The sequence below is a fragment of the Curtobacterium sp. USHLN213 genome, from assembly GCF_037144815.1.
Classification (GTDB): domain Bacteria; phylum Actinomycetota; class Actinomycetes; order Actinomycetales; family Microbacteriaceae; genus Curtobacterium.
Map to the genome: position 1 here is coordinate 126,085 of NZ_JBBCYQ010000004.1, position 20,063 is coordinate 146,147.

The window sequence follows — 20,063 nt, forward strand, 5'->3', positions numbered from 1 at the left end:
GGTCATGCGGGGTTCCGGTACCGTTCACCGTCTGCGGAAGGCCGGATCGCGAAGCGTTCAACCGCACGTCACCGTTCGTTCACCTGACGTGACGACACTCGACCGGTACGCAGAGAGAGGTACTCCCCCATGCGCGAAGTCTTCCAGCAGGAACTCCAGGACGTCCAGGAGCGACTGACCGAGATCGCCGGGCTCGTCGAGTCCGCCATCACCCGAGCCACGCAGTCGTTCAGCGAGTCCGACGTGTCCCTCGCCGAGGAGGTGATCGCCGACGACGCCAAGATCGACGAGGCGGCGAACAGCCTCGACGAGATCGCGATCGACATCCTCGCGCGTCAGGCCCCCGTCGCCCGTGACCTCCGCGTCGTGGTCACCGCCCTGCGCGTCAGCTCGTCGCTCGAGCGCATGGGCGACATGGCCGAGCACATCGCCCAGCTCACCCGGCAGCGCTTCCCCGAGAAGGTCGTGCCGAAGGGCCTCCGCGGCACCTTCAAGAAGATGGGCCAGCTCGACGTCGCGATGGCGCAGAAGCTCACGCGGCTGCTCGCCACCGAGGACATCGCCCTCGCCGGGGAGATCCGTGACGAGGACGACGCCATCGACGAGCTGCACGCGAGCGTGTTCGACTTCGTGCTCGGCGAGACCTGGAAGGGTGCGCCGATCGACACGGTCGACGCGACCCTGGCATCGCGCTACCACGAGCGCTTCGCGGACCACGCGGTCTCGATCGCCAAGAAGGTCGAGTACCTGGCGACGGGTGACTGGGCCGGCGCGTCCTCGGTGACGGTGTCGCCCGCCTGACCCGACGCTGCGTTCCGCTCGGCTCGCTGGGTTCTGACAGGATCGAGGCATGGCCCAGGTCGCGATCATCGTCAACGGCATGCCCGGTTCCGGCAAGAGCACCATCGGTGCCGCCCTCGCCGAGGTGCTCGGCTGCCCGTTCCTGTCGAAGGACCGGATCAAGGAGCCCCTCGCCGACCTCGTCGGCCCGATGATCGCGTCGCGTCCGCTCGGCGGCATCGCGATGGACACGATGTGGTCGATGGCGCAGGCCGTCGAGAACGGGGTCGTCCTCGACGCCGTCTGGCTGCCGTCACGGGACCGCGGACTCCTGGAGGCGCGGCTCGCCTCCGCCGGGTCGCCGCGCGCTGTCGAGGTGTGGTGCGACACGGATCGCGCAACCGCCGAGGAGCGGCTGCGCGACCGGTACGACCCGGGCACCGTGCCGGTGCGCCACGAGGTGCACGGGGACCTGGCCGACGTGCTCGCGTTCTGGGCCGAGCACGGCGACGCCGCCCAGCCGGTCGGTCTGCCGGGCGTCCCGGTGGTCCGCGTCGACACGACGAAGCCGTACGACGTCGGCGCCCTGGTGCAGGAGATCGCCTCCCACTTCGTGTGAACGCGCAGAACGCCCCGCCCGGTCAGTCCGGGCGGGGCGTTCGTGTGTGCAGCGCTGCGCTGCTACTTCTTGGCGCCCTGGGCGGCCACGGCGGCGGCTCCGGCTGCGGCGGCCTCGGGGTCGAGGTAGTACGCCGGCTTCGTCGGACGGAAGTCGTCGTCGAGCTCGTACACCAGCGGGATGCCGGTCGGGATGTTCAGGCCGGCGATGTCCTCGTCGGAGATGCCGTCGAGGTGCTTCACGAGCGCCCGGAGCGAGTTGCCGTGCGCCGTGACGAGGACGGTCTTGCCCGCACCGAGGTCCTTCGTGATGTCGGACTCCCAGTAGGGCAGCAGGCGGTCGATCACGAGCTTGAGCGACTCGGTGCGGGGCAGCTGGTCGCCGAGGTCGGCGTAGCGGCGGTCCCCGAACTGCGACCACTCGGCGTCGTCGGCGATGGGGGGCGGCGGCACGTCGAACGACCGGCGCCACTCCATGAACTGCTGCTCGCCGTACTGCTCGAGCGTCTGGGCCTTGTCCTTGCCCTGCAGGTCGCCGTAGTGGCGCTCGTTGAGGCGCCAGTCGCGCTTCACCGGCAGCCACGCCAGGTCGGCCTGGAGCAGCGCGATGTCGGCCGTCTGGATCGCACGGGTGAGGAGCGAGGTGTACAGGACGTCGGGGACGATGCCGGACTCGGCGATGAGGTCGCCGGCGCGCTTCGCCTCCTTCTCGCCCAGCTCGCTGAGCCGGACGTCGACCCAACCGGTGAACAGGTTCTTCTGGTTCCAGTCACTGTTGCCGTGACGGAGCAGGACGAGCGTGGAGGTCATGCCCCGAGTCTACCGAGCGCCGTGCAGCCGGTCCCCGGACCCGTACCCTGGTCGGCATGCCCATCGGGAACGTGACGCGCGGGACGACCGGGTACAACCGGCTCCGCCGCGTCGACCGGTGGATCGCCACGCTGCCGGCCCTCCGTCGGAGCGCCGACCCGCTCGTCGCCGACGTCGGGTACGGGGCCTCGCCGACGACGACGCTCGAACTCCGGGACCGCCTGGCCGCCGTCCGCCCCGACGTCGAGGTCACCGGCATCGAGATCGAGCCGGCCCGGGTGGCCCTCGCGAACGCCGGCACGCGGGACGGGGTGACGTTCCGGCTCGGCGGGTTCGAGACACCGACACCGGGGAACCGCCGGCCCGCCGTGATCCGCGCCTTCAACGTGCTGCGGCAGTACGACGAGTCCGCGGTGGTGGAGTCCTGGCGGATCATGCAGGACCGCCTGCAACCGGGCGGCGCGCTCGTCGAGGGGACCTGCAACGAGGTCGGGCGGGTGGCCTCGTGGGTGACGCTCGACGACGTCGCACCACGCACCTTCACGGTGTCGCTCCGGCTGGCGGGGCTCGACGTCCCCTCGGTCGTGGCCGAACGGCTGCCGAAGGCCCTCATCCACCGGAACGTTCCCGGCGAGCGGGTGCACGCGTTCCTCGGCGACCTCGACCTGGCGTGGGCGGTCGCGGCGCCGCTCGGCACGTACGGCCCACGGCAGCGGTGGATCGCGACGGTCCGGGGCATGCGGGACCGGGGGTGGCCGGTGCTGCACGGGGTGACGCGGTGGCGGCTCGGCGAGCTCAGCGTCCCGTGGGCCGCGGTGGCCCCGGCCTGACCGGCCGGCGCCCGCCGCGGGACCCCGAGACTCGGCCGGGCGGACAGTTTCGTGGCCCTGATGGCGCGAACGTGTCCGCGGAGCCGAGACTCGGGGCCGGGCGCCGGCGGCCGGGGGCCAGCGGCCGGGGGCCTGCGCGGGCTAGGAGCGGCGGACGGCGCCGAGGCGGGGCAGGCGCGGGACGTCGGCGGTGGCGCCGGCCCCTGGCGGCACGATGACCTCTTGCGTGGCGGACACGACCACGTCGTCGGCGCTGAGCGTCAGCGTGGCGGCGGGGTCGAGGGAACGCTTCACGACCGCGAGCCCGATCGGCCCGAGCTCGTGGTGGATGCCCGACGCCGTCAGCCGTCCGACCTCCTTCTCGCCGGACACGACCGGTGTCCCCGGAGCCGGCAGCACGCCGTCCGACCCGTCGAGGTGCAGCATGACGACCCGGCGCGGCGGGTGTCCGAGGTTGTGGACCTTGGCCACGGTCTCCTGCCCCCGGTAGCAGCCCTTCGACAGGTGCACGGCGGAGCGGAGCCAGTCGAGCTCGTGCGGGATCGTGCGCTCGTCGACGTCGGACAGCGAGGGGCGCCAGGCGGCGATGCGCAGGGCCTCGTACGCGAGGAGTCCCGCGACGGGTTCGTCCGACGCGGCGATCGCGCCCGCGGTGCCGGGGGTGACCACGGCGATGCGGAGGGTCCAGTCGGAGGCGGGGTGCGCCTCCTGGTCGGCGTAGCCCCACCCGCCGGGCGTGACGGACGCCCACGGGTCGACCCACTCGGCGACCGGGGTCTCGGGCAGGTCGGTCGACGCGAACGGCGCGGACTCGCCGAACCAGCCGATCGTGGCGAAGTCCGCCGAACGGTCGGCGACCTCGACGCGCAGCATGAACCGCATCGAGTCGAGCCAGGCAGCGAGCGGTGCCGCGTCGGCGGGCTCGGTCAGCAGCCACGCCACCGACCCGTCGTCGACGACGCGCGCCGCGTGCTCGACCCGACCGGACTGGTCGAGCACGAGCGTCTCGGTGCTCACGCCGGCGGCGAGGCCGGTGAGCAGCTGTGAGGTGATCGAGTTGAGCCATGACAGACGGTCCGGGCCGGTGACGGTGACGACACCGAGGCCGAGCTCGACGACGGCGCGACCGCGGGCGAGCAGACGTTGCTCGCCGAGCGGGTTGCCGAAGTGCGCGGCGGGGCCGGAGTCCGTCGCCACGAAGCCGGCGCGGCCGGCGAACGCGGACATCAGTCGACCTTCGCGAGCTGCCCCGAGGCGTGCGAGGTCAGCTCCTTGCCGAGTGCGGCGATGTCCCACGCCCAGAAGAGCTTGCCCTCGACCAGGCCGTAGAGCCGGGTGGCCGCGGAGTAGTCCTTGGCGTTCGGCGAGCGCATCACGGCGTCGGTCGCGAGGTCGATGCGGCCCTTGCGGACCCGCCCGACGTAGAGCTCGTTGACGCCGGTGGGGTGGATGATCGCGGCTTCGACGTCGAAGCCGTCCGTGGTGTTCCGCAGCGCCTCGACGCTCTCGACGGTGCCGAACGGCGTCGGACCCTCGCCGAGGAGCATCGCCGGGCCGCGGTCACCGGGCTCGGACGGACGGTCGATCCGCCAGTAGCCCATCTCGGCCGCGAGCGGGGTGTGCTCGTCGTCGAGCAGCCACGTCGTGGAGGAGTAGTTGAGGTAGGGCAGACCGTCGTGGCTGAAGCTCACGCGCTGGCCGAACTCGTACTTCCGGGGTTCGTCCTCGTCACCGACGGGGTACTCGACCACACCGGTGCCCTCCCAGACGCCGACGAGCCACGACAGCGGGACGAGTTCGGGCGCGAGGCCCTCCGGCAGTTCGATCAACGCTGACCCTTGAACAGCTTCACGACGACGGTCACCGAGACGAACGCGATCGCGAGCGACGCGAGGCCGAGCAGGCCCACGTAGAAGAGCTCGAGCGCAAGCAGCGAATCCATGGCTGGAGTCTACGCGTCACGCCTGACGGCGCCAGGCGGACGGCGGCGCGTCAGCGCACCAGCAGGACCACCGCGGTGACGAGCACGACGACGAACGCCCCCGACGACGCGATGCTGATCCGCTCGACCAGCCCGTCCTTCGTCGCGGTGATGAGCTGCAGCACGAAGCTGACCAGTACGCAGAGCACGAACACGAGGAGCAGCCACGCGAACGAGTCCTTGTCGGTGAGGGCGAGGACGAGCACGGCGCCGACGACCGCGAGCAGCCAGACCGGCAGCACGGACGTCAGCCGGAGGCGGCGCTGGTCGGTGGGCTGCACAGGCTCGGTCACGCGCCCCATCATGACAGGGCCGCGTGCCGAAGGTGCCCGGAACGCGTCCCCGACCGTCCGGCCGGGAGGGATGCTTCCCGAGCATCACTAGGATGTGTGCACGACTCCCCCACGCCCTGGAGGTCCTGTGGCCCAGCTCCTGGTACTCACCTCAGCCGCGCCCGGCGACGTCCTGCCGAGCCTCGGACTGCTGAGCCACCGGATCCGCCACGTCCCCGCCGAGGCCGCACAGCTGGTCAACGCCCCGCAGAGCGACCTCATGTTCGTGGACGCCCGGACGGACCTGGCGAGCGCCAAGGCCCTGTGCAAGATCCTCGCGACGAGCGGCTCGACGACGCCGATCATCCTGGTCGTCACCGAGGGTGGTCTGACCGCGGTCAACAGCGAGTGGAACGTCGACGACGTCGTGCTCGAGACCGCCGGCCCGGCCGAGGTCGACGCCCGCATCCGGCTCACGGCCGGTCGCGCGTCGAAGAACCAGACCGGGTCGAAGATCCAGGCGTCCGGTGTCGTGATCGACGAGGCCAGCTACTCGGCGAAGGTCCGCGGTCGGCCGCTCGACCTCACCTTCAAGGAGTTCGAGCTCCTCCGCTTCTTCGCCACGCACCCGTCGCGGGTCTTCACCCGCGAGCAGCTCCTCAGCGAGGTGTGGGGCTACGACTACTTCGGCGGCACCCGGACGGTCGACGTGCACGTGCGGCGCCTCCGCGCGAAGCTCGGCGACCTCGAGTCACTCATCGGCACGGTCCGCAACGTCGGGTACCGCTTCAACGTCTACGACGACGAGGCCGACCGGCTCGCGGGCCAGTAGTGGTCGACCTGTCGCGCTTCGTCGTCCCGGGCGAAGCACCGCCGTTCTCCGACCAGACCCTGGTCGACGTGCGCGCCGGCCGCGCGACCGTGCTCGGCGACGAGCGCGGGGTCGCCGTGGTCCGTGACGGCGAGCTGGAACTCGTGGTCGCCCAGGAGGCGCGGGGCCACGGTCTCGGCACCGCCCTCGCCCGGCAGGCGCTCGCCCCGGGCGGCGGGGCCGCTCCCGTGGACGGGCCGGCCCCTCGGCTCGCGTGGGCGCACGGGGACCACCCCGCTGCCCGAGCACTCGCGGCTCGCTTCGGCTGGACGGCGGTCCGCACGCTCCTGCAGCTCCGCGCCCCGATCGCGTCCGTCGCCCCCGACCCCGCGGTGCCGGCCGGCTGGTCCCTGTCGTCGTTCCGGACGGGCGACCCCGCCGACGAGGCCGACTGGCTGGCGCTCAACGCCGCCGCCTTCGCGCACCACCCGGAACAGGGCCGGATGACGCTCGACGACCTGCGCGCCCGCGAGGCCGACGACTGGTTCTCCGGCGACGACCTGCTCCTGCTCCGCGACGACTCCGGGGACCTCGCCGGGTCGTGCTGGCTCAAGGTCGAGGGCGACACCGGCGAGTTCTACGCCGTGGCCGTCCGACCCGACCTGCAGGGCCGGGGACTCGGCGGCGTCCTGATGCGCGCGGGGACGGCACGCCTGACCGGCCGGGGCCTCTCCGCCGCGGCGCTCTACGTCGAGGGCGACAACGCCCCGGCGCTGGCCCTGTACCGCCGATCCGGGTTCGAGCAGCACGCGATCGACGTCCAGTACGCGGCCGGCTGACGCTCCTCCACACGGCGTCGTTCACCGCCCGTTTCCACAGCGTCCACGTGCGGCCCTCCTGGCGCAGGGGGCGGGTGGCAGGATGTGGGCATGGACACCGAACCGCAGCTCGACGGCGACTCCGTCGCACCGGACCTCGACGACTTCGACGAGGTCGTCGAGATCGAGCACGAGTCGCTGCCCACCGACCGCTACTTCGACCGTGAACTCAGCTGGCTCCGGTTCAACCAGCGCGTGCTCGAACTCGGCGAGGACCGCACGCAGCCGCTCCTCGAGCGGGCGAACTTCCTGGCGATCTTCGCGTCCAACCTCGACGAGTTCTTCATGGTCCGGGTCGCCGGCCTGAAGCGCCGCATCGACACCGGCATCGCCGTGCCGACCAACGTCGGTCGCGCACCGAGCGACGTGCTGCGCGACATCGCGACGAAGGCGCACGAACTGCAGGACCGCCACGCGCAGGCGTTCATCGGGTCGCTCAAGCCGGACCTCGACGCCGCAGGCATCCACATCGAGCACTGGTCCGACCTCGACGAGGCCGACCGGCTCCGGATGCGCGAGTACTTCAACGAGCAGATCTTCCCGGTGCTCATGCCGCTCGCGGTCGACCCGGCGCACCCCTTCCCGTACATCTCCGGGTTGTCGCTCAACCTCGCGGTGCGCGTGCGCAACCCGAAGTCGCAGCGGCAGGAGTTCGCGCGCCTCAAGGTCCCGCAGAACTTCTCGCGGTTCATCAAGCTGCCGGACGACGACTCCGGGCTGCTCCGCTTCATCCCGCTCGAAGACCTCATCGCGAACCACCTCGACGACCTCTTCCCGGGGATGGAGGTCCTCGAGCACCACGTGTTCCGGGTCACCCGCAACGAGGACGTCGAGATCGAGGAGGACGAGGCCGAGAACCTCATCCAGGCCCTCGAGCGCGAGCTGCTCCGTCGTCGGTTCGGGCCGCCCATCCGTCTCGAGATCACCGAGGACATGGACCCGGTGACGCTCGACCTGCTCGTGCGCGAACTCGACATCACCGAGCAGGAGGTGTTCCGCCTGCCGTCGCCGCTCGACCTCGGCGGCCTGTTCGAGATCGCCAAGATCGCCCGCCCGGACCTGCACTACCCGAAGCACGTGCCGACGACCCCGGTGCAGTTCCAGCCGGGCGAACCGAACACGAAGCCGGACCTCTTCCGCGCGATCGCGGCCAAGGACGTCCTCGTGCACCACCCGTACGAGTCCTTCGCGACCAGTGTGCAGGCGTTCCTCGAGCAGGCCGCGGCCGACCCGAACGTGCTCGCGATCAAGCAGACGCTCTACCGCACCTCGGGCGACAGCCCCATCGTCGAGGCGCTCATCGACGCCGCGGCCGCGGGCAAGCAGGTGCTCGCACTCGTCGAGATCAAGGCGCGCTTCGACGAGCAGAACAACATCACGTGGGCCCGCAAGCTCGAGAAGGCCGGCGTGCACGTGGTCTACGGCCTGGTCGGCTTGAAGACGCACTCGAAGCTCGTGCTCGTCATCCGGCAAGAGGGCGGCACGCTCAAGCACTACAGCCACATCGGGACGGGCAACTACAACCCGAAGACCTCGCGCATCTACGAGGACATGGGGCTCTTCACGTCGGACGACACCGTGGGCAAGGACCTCACGCGCCTGTTCAACGAGCTGTCGGGCTACGCGATCGAGAAGAAGTTCAAACGCCTGCTCGTCGCCCCGCTGCACCTGCGGAAGGGCCTGCTCAAGCGCATCACGACCGAGGCGGACAACGCCCGCGCCGGCAAGCCCTCGGGGATCCGCATCAAGGTCAACTCGATGGTGGACGAGCAGATCATCGACGCGCTGTACCTGGCGAGCCAGGCCGGTGTGCCGATCGACGTCTGGGTTCGCGGTATCTGCTCGCTCAAGCCCGGCATGGAAGGCGTCAGCGACACCATCCGGGTGCGCAGCGTCGTCGGCCGGTACCTCGAGCACTCGCGGGCGTTCGCGTTCCACAACGACGGCGACCCGGCCGTGTTCATCGGCTCGGCGGACATGATGCACCGCAACCTCGACCGCCGCGTCGAGGCGCTCGTGCGCTTGTCCGACCCCGGCCACGTGAACGAGGTCCACGAGATGTTCGACCTCGCCATGGCGGACGCGACGAGCTCGTGGCACCTCGAGTCGGACGGCGAGTGGACGCGCCACTCGACGGACGAGGACGGCCGACCGCTCGATGACGTGCAGAATGTCCTCATGCGGAAGATCTCGGCGCGGAAGCGCTCCACTCGGTGAGCGGCGGCTCCTCAGGGCCGGTCGTCGCTGCGGGTGCCGTCGTCTGGCGTGAACAGGACGGCGTCCCGCTCGTGCTGCTCATCCACCGCGACCACCACAAGGACGTCTCGTTCCCGAAGGGCAAGGTCGACCCGGGCGAGAGCGTCCCGACGACCGCCGTGCGCGAGATCGACGAGGAGACCGGCTACCGCGTGCACCTCGGCGCTCCCTTGGGCACGGCCGAGTACGTCCTGCCGAGCGGCCGCGACAAGGTGGTGCACTACTGGTCCGCCCGCGTCCCCGCGAAGGAGTACGAGCGCGCCGGCAAGTTCCGCCCGAACGACGAGGTCGCCTCGGTCGAGTGGGTCACGCTCGACGACGCCCGGCACCGACTGACGTACGAGCGCGACGTCGCGATCCTCGACCGGTTCGCCGACCGCGTCGCCGCCGGGGAACACCGCACCTTCGCCCTCATCGCCCTCCGGCACGCCAAGACCGTCCCCGGCTCGGAGTGGAACGGACCGGACGCCACCCGTCCGCTCCTGCCCGTCGGCCGGTCGCAGGCGAAGTCGGTCGCGTCGCCGGTGGCCGCCTTCGGTCCGAAGAAGATCGTCAGCAGTACCGCGGCCCGGTGCCTCGCGACGGTCGAACCGCTCTCCGACCGGACGCACCTCGGGGTCTCGAGCACGCCGGACATCAGCCAGGACGCCCACGACCGGGGTGCCGCCGACGTCAAGGGCGTCGTGCAGAAGCGCCTCGACAAGGCGAAGACGACGGTCCTGTGCTCGCACGGGCCCGTGCTGCCGGACATCATCGCCCGCATCGCGACCGCGACGGCCGACGAGTCCGGCCGGTTCGACCTCCGTCGTGCCGCGATGCTCTCGGTCGGCGACTTCTCGGTGCTGCACATCGCCGGCGGCAGGCTCGTGGCCGTCGAGACGCACCGCAACCCCGTCTCGGCGTAGGCCGAGCGCCCGGGCCGAGCCGCGCCTCCAGGTCCCCTGCGGTGTGCATGCGCACGCATGCGCCCGCGCACGGCGCGGCGTTCCCGATCCTGCACCCGCGCGCGCTCCGACGCACGGCGCCCCGTCCAGGAAAACCCCTCGTTCACCTCCCGTTCACCAGGGCGGGTGATCCCCGTCACCTCGCGTCCCTACAGTCGCTCCCGGGTCAGCACCGGCCCACGGGACCAGCAGCGGTCCCACCTGCACTGACATTCCCGAAGGGACCCCTGTGAACATCAAGCGAATCGGTACGGTCGCGGCAATCGCGATCGCCGGCGCGGTCGTGCTCTCCTCGTGCGCGGCGAACGAGGACGCGGGCAACACGCCCTCGTCCAGCTCGAGCTCCGGCACCGACTACTCGAAGCTCTCGGGCACGCTGACCGGCTCGGGTTCGTCCGCCCAGCAGACGGCCGAGGCCACCTGGGCCGCTGGTTTCCAGAACGTCGCCTCCGGCGTGACGGTCAACTACTCGCCCGACGGTTCGGGCGCCGGCCGCAAGAACTTCATCTCGGGTGCCGCCGACTTCGCCGGCTCCGACGCCGCGCTGAAGGACGAGGAGCTCGCGGGCTCGTTCGCCCTGTGCGCCGCGGACTCGAAGGCCATCGACATCCCGGTCTACATCTCCCCGATCGCCATCGCCTACAAGGTCGACGGCGTCAAGGACCTCACGCTCGACGCGAAGACCATCGCGGGCATCTTCTCGGGCAAGATCACGAAGTGGAACGACTCGCAGATCGCCGACCTGAACAAGGACGCGACCCTGCCGGACGCGAACATCACGGTCGTGCACCGCTCCGACGACTCGGGCACCACGCAGAACTTCTCCGAGTACGTCGCGGCGAACGCCAAGGACGTCTGGACCGAGGCCCCCAGCCAGACCTTCCCGTACCAGGTCGGCGACAGCGCGAAGGGCACCTCGGGTGTAGCCTCGGCCATGGCCAGCGCCTCGAACGCCATCACCTACATCGACGACTCCGGCGCCGGTGACCTCGACAAGGCGAAGCTCATGGTCGGCGACAAGGCCACCGAGATCTCCGCCGAGGGTGCTGCCAAGGTCGTCGCGGACTCCGAGACGGTCTCCGGCCGCGCGGACAACGACCTCGCGATCGACATCAACCGCACCGACACGGCCGAGAACGCCTGGCCGCTGGTGCTCGTCTCCTACGCGATCGCCTGCCAGGAGTACAAGGACGCCGACAAGGGCAAGCTCGTGAAGGGCTACCTCGACTACGTCGTCTCGAAGGACGCGCAGGACGCCGCCGCGAAGGAGGCCAAGTCGGCCGCCCTCTCGACCGACCTCGCCGAGAAGGCCGCGAAGGCCGTCGCCTCCATCAAGTAAGACACCCTGAGCGCCCGGACGCCGGTCCCACCCACCTGACCGGCGTCCGGGCCCTCGCCGGTCCGCTCCACGCTCCGAGCGGACCGCGCACCACCGGACACCCCCGACCCGTCGCCTCCCCCGGCGTTCCTCCGACAGGAGTCCCATGACGACCGCACCGGCCCAGCCAGTGGCCCCCGTCACCCCCAAGCCGAAGCCCGTCGTCCGCATCGGCGACCGCGTCTTCTCCGCCGCGTCGGTCATCGCCGGCGGGCTCATCCTCTTCGTGCTGGTGCTCGTCGCCGCCTTCCTGGTCTGGCAGAGCATCCCGGCGTTCTCCGCGAAGGTCGGCGAGCTGCCGAACAGCGCCACGAACTTCTGGGACTACGTCGGCCCCCTCGTCTTCGGCACCGTCTGGTCCGCGCTCATCGCGCTCGTGATCGCCGTGCCGCTCTCGCTCGGGATCGCGCTCTTCATCTCGCACTACGCCCCGCGCCGGATCTCGCCGGTGCTCGGCTACGTGATCGACCTGCTGGCCGCGGTGCCGTCGGTCGTCTACGGCCTCTGGGGCATCGTGGTGCTGGCACAGTTCGTGAAGCCGTTCTACGTCTTCCTGAACACCTACTTCGGCTGGATCCCGCTGTTCTCCGGGCAGGTGTCCGGCACGGGTCGCACGATCCTGACCGCATCGATCGTCCTCGCCGTCATGGCGATCCCGATCATGACCGCGGTCATGCGCGAGATCTTCCTGCAGGCACCGCGCCTCAACGAGGAAGCGGCCCTGGCCCTCGGCGCGACCCGGTGGGAGATGATCCGCCTGTCGGTCCTGCCGTTCGCCAAGTCCGGCATCGTGTCCGCGATCATGCTCGGCCTCGGTCGTGCGCTCGGCGAGACGATGGCGATCGCGCTGGTGCTGTCGGTGTCGACGAACGTCACCTTCCAGATGCTCACGTCGCTGAACCCCTCGACGATCGCGGCGAACATCGCCCTGCAGTTCGCCGAGGCGTCCGGCACGGCCCTGAACGCGCTCATCGCGTCGGGTCTGATCCTCTTCGTCATCACCCTGGTCATCAACATGCTCGCGCGGTACATCGTCCGCAAGCGAGTGAGCTGAGAGGTACGACCCGATGTCCCTCGCCATCCGTCAGTCCGGCGTCGCCGGCAACGTCTACGCCAACGGCAAGCTGCACAAGTCCGTGCCGTGGCTGCTCCTCGTCGGCTCCTGGGTCGCGCTGATCCTCGTCTTCGCCCTGCTCAACGCCGGCGGCGCGGTCAAGGACTTCAACGTCGTCGCGGCGCTCTTCCTCGGCACGGTCCTGTTCGACGTCCTCATCGTGGTCGTCTCGCGGATCGTCGAGGGTGGTCGCAAGGCCGTCGACCGGCTCATCACCTCGCTCGTCGTCACGGCGTTCGTGATCGCGGTCCTGCCGCTCGTCTCCCTGCTCTACACGGTGCTCGCGGACGGCCTCGCCCGCTTCGACGTCGAGTTCTTCTCGTACTCGATGCGCGGCGTCATCTCCGAGGGCGGCGGCGCACTGCACGCCCTCATCGGCACGCTCGAGATCACGCTGTTCGCTGCCCTGATCTCGGTGCCGATCGGGCTGCTCACGTCGATCTACCTCGTCGAGTACGGCACGGGCGCCCTCGCCAAGGGCATCACGTTCTTCGTCGACGTCATGACGGGCATCCCCTCGATCGTCGCCGGCCTCTTCGCGTACTCGCTCTTCGCGCTCTTCCTCGGCCCGGGCGCCCGCTTCGGCCTGGTCGGCTCGGTGGCGCTGTCGGTGCTGATGATCCCGATCGTGGTGCGCTCCACCGAAGAGGTCCTGAAGATCGTGCCGATGGAACTCCGCGAGGCCTCGTACGCACTCGGTGTCCCGAAGTACCTCACGATCCTCAAGGTCGTGCTCCCCACGTCGCTCGCCGGCATCACCACCGGCGTCATGCTCTCGATCGCCCGCGTCATCGGCGAGACCGCCCCGCTGCTGGTCACCGCCGGGTTCACCGCGAGCATGAACTACGACCTGTTCAAGAACCCGATGATGACCCTGCCGGTGTTCGCGTACACGCAGTACTCGCAGCAGGGCGCCAACCCGGTGCCGTTCGTCGACCGGGCCTGGACGGCAGCGCTCCTGCTCATCCTCATCGTGATGCTGCTGAACCTGCTCGCCCGCTTCATCACCCGCCTCTTCGCCCCCAAGCTCTCGCGCTGACGCGCGGATCCACCCACCCCGAAGGAACACAGTGTCCAAGCGCATCGAGGTCGACGGCCTCAACGTCTACTACTCGAAATTCAAGGCGGTCGAGGGCGTCGACATGACGATCGAGCCCCGCACCGTGACCGCGTTCATCGGTCCGTCCGGCTGCGGCAAGTCCACCTTCCTCCGCACGCTGAACCGCATGCACGAGGTCATCCCGGGCGCCTACGTCGAGGGCTCGGTCAAGATCGACGGCGACGACCTGTACGGCGCGGGCGTCGACCCGGTGCTCGTCCGTCGCCAGGTCGGCATGGTGTTCCAGCGTCCGAACCCGTTCCCGACGATGTCCATCAAGGACAACGTGCTCGCGGGCGTGAAGCTCAACAACAAGCGCCTCTCCCGCTCCGAGTCGGACGACGTCGTCGAGCGGTCCCTGCAGGGCGCGAACCTCTGGAACGAGGTCAAGGACCGCCTCGACAAGCCCGGCATGGGGCTGTCCGGCGGCCAGCAGCAGCGCCTCTGCATCGCCCGGGCGATCGCGGTGCAGCCGGACGTGCTCCTCATGGACGAGCCGTGCTCGGCGCTCGACCCGATCTCGACCCTCGCGATCGAGGACCTCATCGAGGAGCTGAAGAAGGAGTACACGATCGTCATCGTGACCCACAACATGCAGCAGGCCTCGCGCGTCAGCGACAAGACGGCGTTCTTCAACATCGCCGGCACCGGCGCCCCCGGCAAGCTCATCGAGTTCGACGACACCGCGACGATGTTCTCGAACCCGTCCGTGCAGGCCACCGAGGACTACGTCTCCGGCCGCTTCGGGTGATCGTCGTCCGCCCGTCGCGCTGACGGTCGACCAGGAGGCCCGGTGTACGTCCGCCACGGACGCGCACCGGGCCTTCCGGCGTGCGCGGGGCGCGGGGCGCTCGGGCGCTCGTGCGCTCGTGCGCGGGCATGTTCCGACGTTCCACCAGTCGATCGACCGGTGGAACGTCGAACGATGCGCACGCAGACGGTGCGGGTGCATGTGTCGACGTTGCACGCGTCGATCGACGAGCACGATGTCGGAACATGCACGGGCAAGAACCGCCCGCGCACGACCGCCCACGCCCCCCGCCGCGCGACCACCACCCGCCGGGCACGACGAACTCCCCGCCCGCGGACCGTGCCACGCGAGCGGGGAGACGTGCGAACCAGTGCCCGGGTCAGGCCGAGGTGGTCGGGACCGCCATGATCGGCGTCGTCGTCGGCTGGTCCGAGCCACCGGCGGGCTCCACCGTCATGCCGATCGTCGCACCGTGCGACAGCGACCCCTTGAGGACCGCCGAGTGCACCCCGGAGGACACCCCGTCCATCAGGCCGGCAGCGTTGATCTTGCCGCCGGTGCCCTCGGAGCCGATGTACCAGAGTTCGTAGGTCTTGCCCTCCGGAGCCGCAGGGACCCCGTCGAGGATGACCGCGGACTTGCCGACCTCGTTCGACCAGACGACCGTGGCCGTCCCGCCGCCCGCGACCTTGGCGGTGCTGCGCTGGAAGTCCGACGCGGCGTAGATGCGGTCGAGTCCGCCGGACGCCTGCGTCGTGCCCGGGCCGGGCTCGTTCGAGGGCGTGAAGGACGTGCCGACGCCGAGTCCGACGCCGAGGAAGACCACGGCGACGGCGGCTGCGGCGGAGAGTGCTGCTGCCGGACGCTGGAACCAGCGACGGCGAGCCTTCTCCGAAGCCGCACCACCGGCGGACGCGAGGTCCGTGGCGGGGGCGAACCGCGCCTCCTGGCCGGCATCGCCGACCGGCGCGTCGGCGACCGGAGCGGTCGTGGCAGCCGGCTCGGACCGCGAGGCCACCGGAGCAGCCTGCGGGGTCGATGCGATCTGGGCCATCAGCGACGCCTTGAGCGACGAGGGCGGCTCGATCGGGGTGACGGCGTAGGCGAGCTGCAGCGCGGTCTCGCGCAGCGAGTCCGTCTCGGCCTGCAGCTCCGGGGAGGTGGAGAGCGCCGAGTCGAGCAGTGCCCGCTCGTCCTCCGACAGCGCGTCGAGGGCGTGTGAACCCGTCAGCAGAGCCGGGTCGTCGTGTCGTTCGGTCATGATGTCACCCCCATCTCGTCGCGGAGTCTGATCATCCCGTCACGGAGACGGGTCTTGACGGTGCCGATCGGGACACCGAGGTGGTCGGCCATCTCGCTGTGCGAGTAGCCGCCGTAGTACGCGAGTTGGACTGCCTGGCGCTGGAACTCGGTGAGCTTCGCGAGCGCCCGGCTGACGCGTTCGTGTTCGATCCGGATCTCGACCGACTCGGAGACCTGGTCGAAGCCGGCCTCGAAGTCGCGGATGCCGATCTTCGTGTCACGGTCGTGCGAGGACTGCGATGCCCGCACCCGGTCGACCGCTCGGCGGTGGGCCATGGTGAGGATCCAGCTCGCTGCGGTGCCGCGCTTGCGGTCGTAGCGGGTGGCTTGCTGCCAGACCTCGAGGAAGACCTCTTGCGTGACCTCTTCCGACTGTGCGCGGTCCCGGAGGAGCCTGGTCACGAGGCCGAGCACGCGGCCCGAGAGCACGTCGTACAGGTCGGAGAAGGCTGCCTGGTCGCCGGACGCCACGCGGGTGAGGAGGTCGTCTGGGGACGCCTGAGCCGGCTCGGTCGAGCTCCAGCTCTCGGTGTCACTGTCCACGATGGCAAGCATTGCAGGTTTCCCTCCTCTCGGTTGCGATCTGGCTGTGAGTCCTGTCCGACCACGCGTTCGGGTCTCGTGGTCGGGACAGTGGTGCAGGACAGCACGAGGGCCCGCGTGACCCGCAGGGAATTGACCGCCAGGGAGCGGACCGGGTCTCGCGGGACCCTCGCTGTCGTGACCGGCTCATCGCCTGTCACGGTGATGATTCGGCACCCTCGCCCAACCGGATTGGAGCGGTTCTCACGGCTTGTCGCTGGGGCGCGCTCGGGGCACGCCCGGCGTCGGTTCTGTCCACCGAGAGTGAACAGGGTCGTGTGCACGGCCACGGTCTCGTAGAATCGATGTCGCCGGGCCGCAGCAAGCCCCGGGCTCCAAAATTCGCCGCTTCGAGCGGCCTCGCGCCGAGAGGCGCTTCTGCGGCCCGGTTCTTCTCTGCCCGCTTCGTGCGTGCGCGTTCCGTGCCCGGTGGGCGTCGTCGCGTGCCCGGTGGGCGTCGTCGCTTTCGGGTCTGGAGGCGCGGCGCGGGTCCGCCCCGCGGCCCGCTCAGTCCAGGCTGTCGCGGCGCCAGAGCGACGCCGCCTCGGTGAGGTCGGCCGCCAGTTCCGACAGGCGCAGCGCACGCGTCGTGAGCTCGGACGCCCGGTCCCCCGCCGTCAGGTCCGCGTCGTCCGCCACCGCGGTCGCGCCCGCTGCCGTGAGCCGGCAGAACGCGGCACCGCGGTCGAGCGCCACCGCGAGGTCACCCGTGTAGAGGCCGTGCAGGATCCGGTCCGCCAGCGTCAGGATCTCCGCCGGTCCGGTCGGCTGTTCGGCGCCCGCGACGGCCTGGTCGATCGTGCCGATCCGCTCCGTGCCGCGCGCGAAGAGGTACGCGATCTCCTCCGGGTTCTGCCGGATGACGGTGCGGACGAGGTAGATCCGCCACAGTGCGCCCGGGAGCGTGTGCGCCCCCACCCGCGCCCACAGCTCGGCGATGGCGTCGATCCCGTGCACGTCCGTGTAGGTCACCAGGCGCTCGACGACCGCCGGGTCCGGGTCCTGCCGCACGCGGTGGAGCAGGGCGTTCGCGGTCTCGTGCGCGACGCGGTTCACCACGGCCGGGTCCTCGCCGCCCTGGATCGCGGCGAACTCCTGGTCGGTGAAGTGGACGGGACGGTGGTGATCGCGAGGCACCGCGTCAGTGTAGGCACGGCCGGTGACGCGCCCGCCCTCCGTTCGCCCAGAACGCAACCGCTCCGTCGCGCGTACGGTGTCTGATCGGGAGGCGCTCCTCCCGCACGCGAAGGAAGAGGACTCCCATGAACCCCCTGCTCATCATCCTGGCCGTGATCGCGGTCATCCTGCTGTTCGTCGGTGGCTTCACCGCGAGCCTGAAGTTCCTGCTCTGGGTCGGCCTCGTGCTGCTCATCGTCGCGGTCGTGCTGTGGCTCGTCCGCACGCTCACCGGGCGTCGCAGCTGACCCGTCCCCTCGGTTCTTCCCAGAGGCCCTCACCCGCTAGCCTTGCGGGTGAGGGCCTCTAGCTCAGTTGGTAGAGCACCGGACTTTTAATCCGAGGGTCGTGGGTTCGAGCCCCACGGGGCCCACCGAACGTGACCGTTCCTTGGCTTGGCGGGGCTTCCCGTAGGATCGTCGGCATGCGCGATCGCCCAACCGGCAGGATCGGCTCACTGGACGGACTCCGCGGCGTCGCTGCCGCCGTCGTCGTCGTCCACCACGCCTTCCTCTCGATCCCGACCCTCTCGGACGGCAACTACCGCCGCGACGTCCCCGACTGGGCGAGCTGGATGGTGTACTCCCCCGCCCACCTCGTGTGGGCCGGCAGCGAGGCCGTCTTCGTCTTCTTCGTGCTGAGCGGCTTCGTCCTGACCCTCCCGGCGCTCCGCCGGTCGCAGGACTGGATCGCCTACTACCCGAGCCGGCTCGTCCGCCTCTACCTGCCGGTGGTGGCGTCGATCGCACTCGCGCTCGTGTTCTTCTTCCTCGTGCCCCGGCAGGACCAGCCGCACCAGTCGTTCTGGATCAACCGGCACGCCGAGCCGTTCACCCTGCACGGCCTCGTGAACGACCTCACGCTCCTCGCTCCGACGCTCGTGAACAGCCCGCTCTGGTCGCTCACGTGGGAGGTCCTCTTCTCCCTGCTGCTGCCGCTCTTCGTCTCGATCGCCGCGGTGACCCGACGCTGGTGGTGGGTGACCGCCATCGTCGCCGTCTTCCTGTCGGCACTCGGCGAGTACGAGCACTCGAAGTGGCTGATGTACCTGCCGATGTTCCTGCTCGGCTCCGCGCTCGCGGCCGGCTGGGAGCGCCTGCCGGACGTCCCGACGCTGCTCGGCTGGGTCCTGCTCGTGGTGAGCCTGCTCGGCATCACCGTGAAGTGGTGGCTGCCGACGACGGCGTGGTGGTCGCCCGTGCTGCCCGCGATCATCCTCGCCTCGGCCGGCACGATCGTCGTGCTCGCCGGCAGGTGGTTGCCCGCCGAGCGCTTCCTGCTCGGCGCGATCCCCCGCGAGCTCGGACGGCTCTCGTTCAGCCTCTACCTCGTGCACGAACCCATCACGGTGTCCGTCGCGAACCTCCTCCCGCGTGCCCTGCCGTCCTGGCTGGTCCTCGTCGCGATCCCGATCGGCATCGGCGTCGCCTACGTGTTCTCGCGGCTCGTGGAACTGCCGGCGCACCGCTTGGCGAAGCACATCGCGAAGTCGCTCTCGAGCCGTCCACCCGTCCCGCAGGCTGTCTGACGGTTCAGCACCTCGCCGGGCGGGTGTCCGGGGGCACGGATGCTGAGCACCTACAATCCCGGTGTGGCTCGACGAACCGACGGCGGTGTGCCCGGCGGCTCCCGTCGGTCCACCGCGCAGACCAGGCGCCGACGAGCGGTCCCCGCGATCGCCCTCGGCGCCATGTGCCTCGGCATCGCCGGGCTGCTCGTCATGCTGCCCGCCGTGTCCGACGCCTGCCAGCCGGTGCCCGCGACGTCCGACTTCTCCGCTGAGCAGGTCGCGGACGCGATCGCCCCGGGCTCCGACGTCCTCATCGTCGGCGACTCGTACACGACGGGTCGCGGTTCCTACGACGACGTGCACGGGTGGGCGCAGGACCTCGTGTCCGAGCGGCAGTGGGACGCGACCATCAACGGCTACCCGGGGACCGGCTACGTGAACCCCGGCCGCGGTCGCTCCTCGCGCGCCGTCTACCTGTCCCGGATCGAGCAGCGGGCAGCACTCACGCCGGACCTCGTCATCGTCCAGGGCAGCCAGAACGACTGGCTCACCGACTCCACCACCCTCGAGAAGACCGTCGAGCGAACGCTCCGGCAGGCCGAGGTGCAGTGGCCGGACGCGGTCGTGGTGGCGATCGGCCCGTCGGCACCCCAACCGCGCGCCGAGGCCACGACCGGCATCAACGACGCGGTGGCCGCCGGTGCCAGCGCCGTGGGCGTCCCGTACATCGACGCGATCGACGGGCAGTGGTTCACCGCGATGAACAGCGGCAGCTACGCCGCGACCGACCAGCAGCACCTCAACGACGCCGGGTACCTGTACCTCGCGGGCAAGATCGACGCCGAACTCGAGCAGCTCGCGACGCAGCCCGACGGCGAGCAGTGCCTCTGAGCACCCGGCCGGGGTACAAGTCGTCCTCAGGAGCCTCAGGGTGGTTCCACTGCACAGTTCAGTCCGCGTTCAGCCGACTG

The 20,063-nt window shown here is 70.4% G+C and carries 21 protein-coding genes and 1 tRNA gene; 15 read left to right on the plus strand and 7 right to left on the minus strand.

Translation table 11 applies throughout. The features are described from left to right. The first annotated feature begins 129 nt into the window (after positions 1–129). Positions 130–801 (plus strand): phosphate signaling complex protein PhoU, encoded by a 672-nt coding sequence (gene phoU, locus WFH25_RS07065; protein ID WP_309777147.1) that lies wholly within the window; start codon positions 130–132, stop codon positions 799–801. Between the two features lie 49 nt (positions 802–850). Then, positions 851–1,399, plus strand: a complete 549-nt coding sequence (locus tag WFH25_RS07070; RefSeq protein WP_336697243.1) for an AAA family ATPase — start codon at positions 851–853, stop codon at positions 1,397–1,399. A gap of 62 nt (positions 1,400–1,461) precedes the next feature. Here the strand turns inward: WFH25_RS07070 and WFH25_RS07075 are convergent, their stop codons facing one another. Further along, the gene (locus WFH25_RS07075) at positions 1,462–2,208 is read right to left on the minus strand and encodes a phosphoglyceromutase (protein WP_070417798.1); all 747 of its coding nucleotides are present in this window, start codon (positions 2,206–2,208) and stop codon (positions 1,462–1,464) included. A 56-nt stretch (positions 2,209–2,264) separates the two neighbouring features. Here WFH25_RS07075 and WFH25_RS07080 point away from each other — a divergent pair, with 56 nt between their 5' ends. Then, positions 2,265–3,038 (plus strand): methylase, encoded by a 774-nt coding sequence (locus WFH25_RS07080; RefSeq protein WP_070417797.1) that lies wholly within the window; start codon positions 2,265–2,267, stop codon positions 3,036–3,038. Between the two features lie 141 nt (positions 3,039–3,179). Here WFH25_RS07080 and ygfZ read toward each other — a convergent pair whose 3' ends face one another. From ygfZ to WFH25_RS07095, 3 genes are all read right to left on the minus strand, one after another. Beyond that, entirely contained in the window at positions 3,180–4,265 is a 1,086-nt protein-coding gene (ygfZ, locus tag WFH25_RS07085; protein WP_070417796.1) for a CAF17-like 4Fe-4S cluster assembly/insertion protein YgfZ, read from the minus strand. After that, complete coding sequence (locus WFH25_RS07090; protein WP_071295875.1) at positions 4,265–4,867, minus strand: FABP family protein; 603 nt, start codon at positions 4,865–4,867, stop codon at positions 4,265–4,267. Before WFH25_RS07090 ends, ygfZ begins: the two co-directional genes overlap by 1 nt. 163 nt (positions 4,868–5,030) lie before the next feature. Continuing rightward, positions 5,031–5,312 carry a hypothetical protein gene (locus WFH25_RS07095; RefSeq protein WP_336697244.1) on the minus strand — a complete coding sequence of 94 codons (282 nt, stop codon included), beginning with the start codon at positions 5,310–5,312 and terminating at the stop codon, positions 5,031–5,033. Positions 5,313–5,439: 127 nt separating this feature from the next. On the opposite strand from WFH25_RS07095, the gene WFH25_RS07100 reads away from it, so the two are divergent. The 8 genes from WFH25_RS07100 (at position 5,440) to pstB (ending at position 14,522) form a co-directional block, all read left to right on the plus strand. Next, on the plus strand, positions 5,440–6,123 hold the full coding sequence (locus WFH25_RS07100) for a winged helix-turn-helix domain-containing protein (protein ID WP_022906634.1): 684 nt from the start codon (positions 5,440–5,442) through the stop codon (positions 6,121–6,123). Further along, positions 6,123–6,941 carry a mycothiol synthase gene (mshD, locus tag WFH25_RS07105; RefSeq protein WP_336697245.1) on the plus strand — a complete coding sequence of 273 codons (819 nt, stop codon included), beginning with the start codon at positions 6,123–6,125 and terminating at the stop codon, positions 6,939–6,941. Before WFH25_RS07100 ends, mshD begins: the two co-directional genes overlap by 1 nt. Before the next feature lie 90 nt (positions 6,942–7,031). Then, entirely contained in the window at positions 7,032–9,197 is a 2,166-nt protein-coding gene (locus WFH25_RS07110) for an RNA degradosome polyphosphate kinase (RefSeq protein ID WP_336697246.1), read from the plus strand. Then, entirely contained in the window at positions 9,194–10,141 is a 948-nt protein-coding gene (locus WFH25_RS07115) for an NUDIX hydrolase (protein ID WP_070417792.1), read from the plus strand. Before WFH25_RS07110 ends, WFH25_RS07115 begins: the two co-directional genes overlap by 4 nt. Positions 10,142–10,409: 268 nt before the next feature. Further along, positions 10,410–11,519, plus strand: coding sequence for a phosphate ABC transporter substrate-binding protein PstS (locus WFH25_RS07120; RefSeq protein ID WP_070417791.1), 1,110 nt, complete (start codon positions 10,410–10,412; stop codon positions 11,517–11,519). A gap of 145 nt (positions 11,520–11,664) precedes the next feature. After that, positions 11,665–12,612, plus strand: coding sequence for a phosphate ABC transporter permease subunit PstC (pstC, locus tag WFH25_RS07125; RefSeq protein ID WP_070417790.1), 948 nt, complete (start codon positions 11,665–11,667; stop codon positions 12,610–12,612). 13 nt (positions 12,613–12,625) lie between these two features. Continuing rightward, positions 12,626–13,711 carry a phosphate ABC transporter permease PstA gene (gene pstA, locus WFH25_RS07130; protein ID WP_092385143.1) on the plus strand — a complete coding sequence of 362 codons (1,086 nt, stop codon included), beginning with the start codon at positions 12,626–12,628 and terminating at the stop codon, positions 13,709–13,711. 31 nt (positions 13,712–13,742) lie between these two features. After that, positions 13,743–14,522, plus strand: a complete 780-nt coding sequence (gene pstB / locus WFH25_RS07135; RefSeq protein ID WP_070417788.1) for a phosphate ABC transporter ATP-binding protein PstB — start codon at positions 13,743–13,745, stop codon at positions 14,520–14,522. A 379-nt stretch (positions 14,523–14,901) separates the two neighbouring features. Here pstB and WFH25_RS07140 read toward each other — a convergent pair whose 3' ends face one another. From WFH25_RS07140 to WFH25_RS07150, 3 genes are all read right to left on the minus strand, one after another. Beyond that, positions 14,902–15,783 carry an anti-sigma factor gene (locus WFH25_RS07140; RefSeq protein ID WP_071302102.1) on the minus strand — a complete coding sequence of 294 codons (882 nt, stop codon included), beginning with the start codon at positions 15,781–15,783 and terminating at the stop codon, positions 14,902–14,904. Continuing rightward, positions 15,780–16,379 (minus strand): ECF RNA polymerase sigma factor SigK, encoded by a 600-nt coding sequence (sigK, locus tag WFH25_RS07145; protein WP_071295870.1) that lies wholly within the window; start codon positions 16,377–16,379, stop codon positions 15,780–15,782. Before sigK ends, WFH25_RS07140 begins: the two co-directional genes overlap by 4 nt. Positions 16,380–16,913: 534 nt before the next feature. Continuing rightward, positions 16,914–17,543: a DNA-directed RNA polymerase subunit beta gene (locus tag WFH25_RS07150; RefSeq protein ID WP_070417785.1), complete on the minus strand. Its 630-nt coding sequence runs from the start codon at positions 17,541–17,543 to the stop codon at positions 16,914–16,916. A 125-nt stretch (positions 17,544–17,668) separates the two neighbouring features. Here WFH25_RS07150 and WFH25_RS07155 point away from each other — a divergent pair, with 125 nt between their 5' ends. The 4 genes from WFH25_RS07155 to WFH25_RS07170 all read left to right on the plus strand — a co-directional run bounded on the left by WFH25_RS07155 (position 17,669) and on the right by WFH25_RS07170 (position 19,983). Continuing rightward, positions 17,669–17,830, plus strand: coding sequence for a hypothetical protein (locus WFH25_RS07155; RefSeq protein ID WP_175473634.1), 162 nt, complete (start codon positions 17,669–17,671; stop codon positions 17,828–17,830). Positions 17,831–17,882: 52 nt separating this feature from the next. Beyond that, a tRNA-Lys gene (locus WFH25_RS07160) sits at positions 17,883–17,955 on the plus strand. Between the two features lie 51 nt (positions 17,956–18,006). Continuing rightward, positions 18,007–19,110, plus strand: a complete 1,104-nt coding sequence (locus WFH25_RS07165) for an acyltransferase family protein (protein ID WP_070417784.1) — start codon at positions 18,007–18,009, stop codon at positions 19,108–19,110. Positions 19,111–19,173: 63 nt separating this feature from the next. Next, complete coding sequence (locus WFH25_RS07170; protein ID WP_175496004.1) at positions 19,174–19,983, plus strand: SGNH/GDSL hydrolase family protein; 810 nt, start codon at positions 19,174–19,176, stop codon at positions 19,981–19,983. Positions 19,984–20,063: the final 80 nt, after the last annotated feature.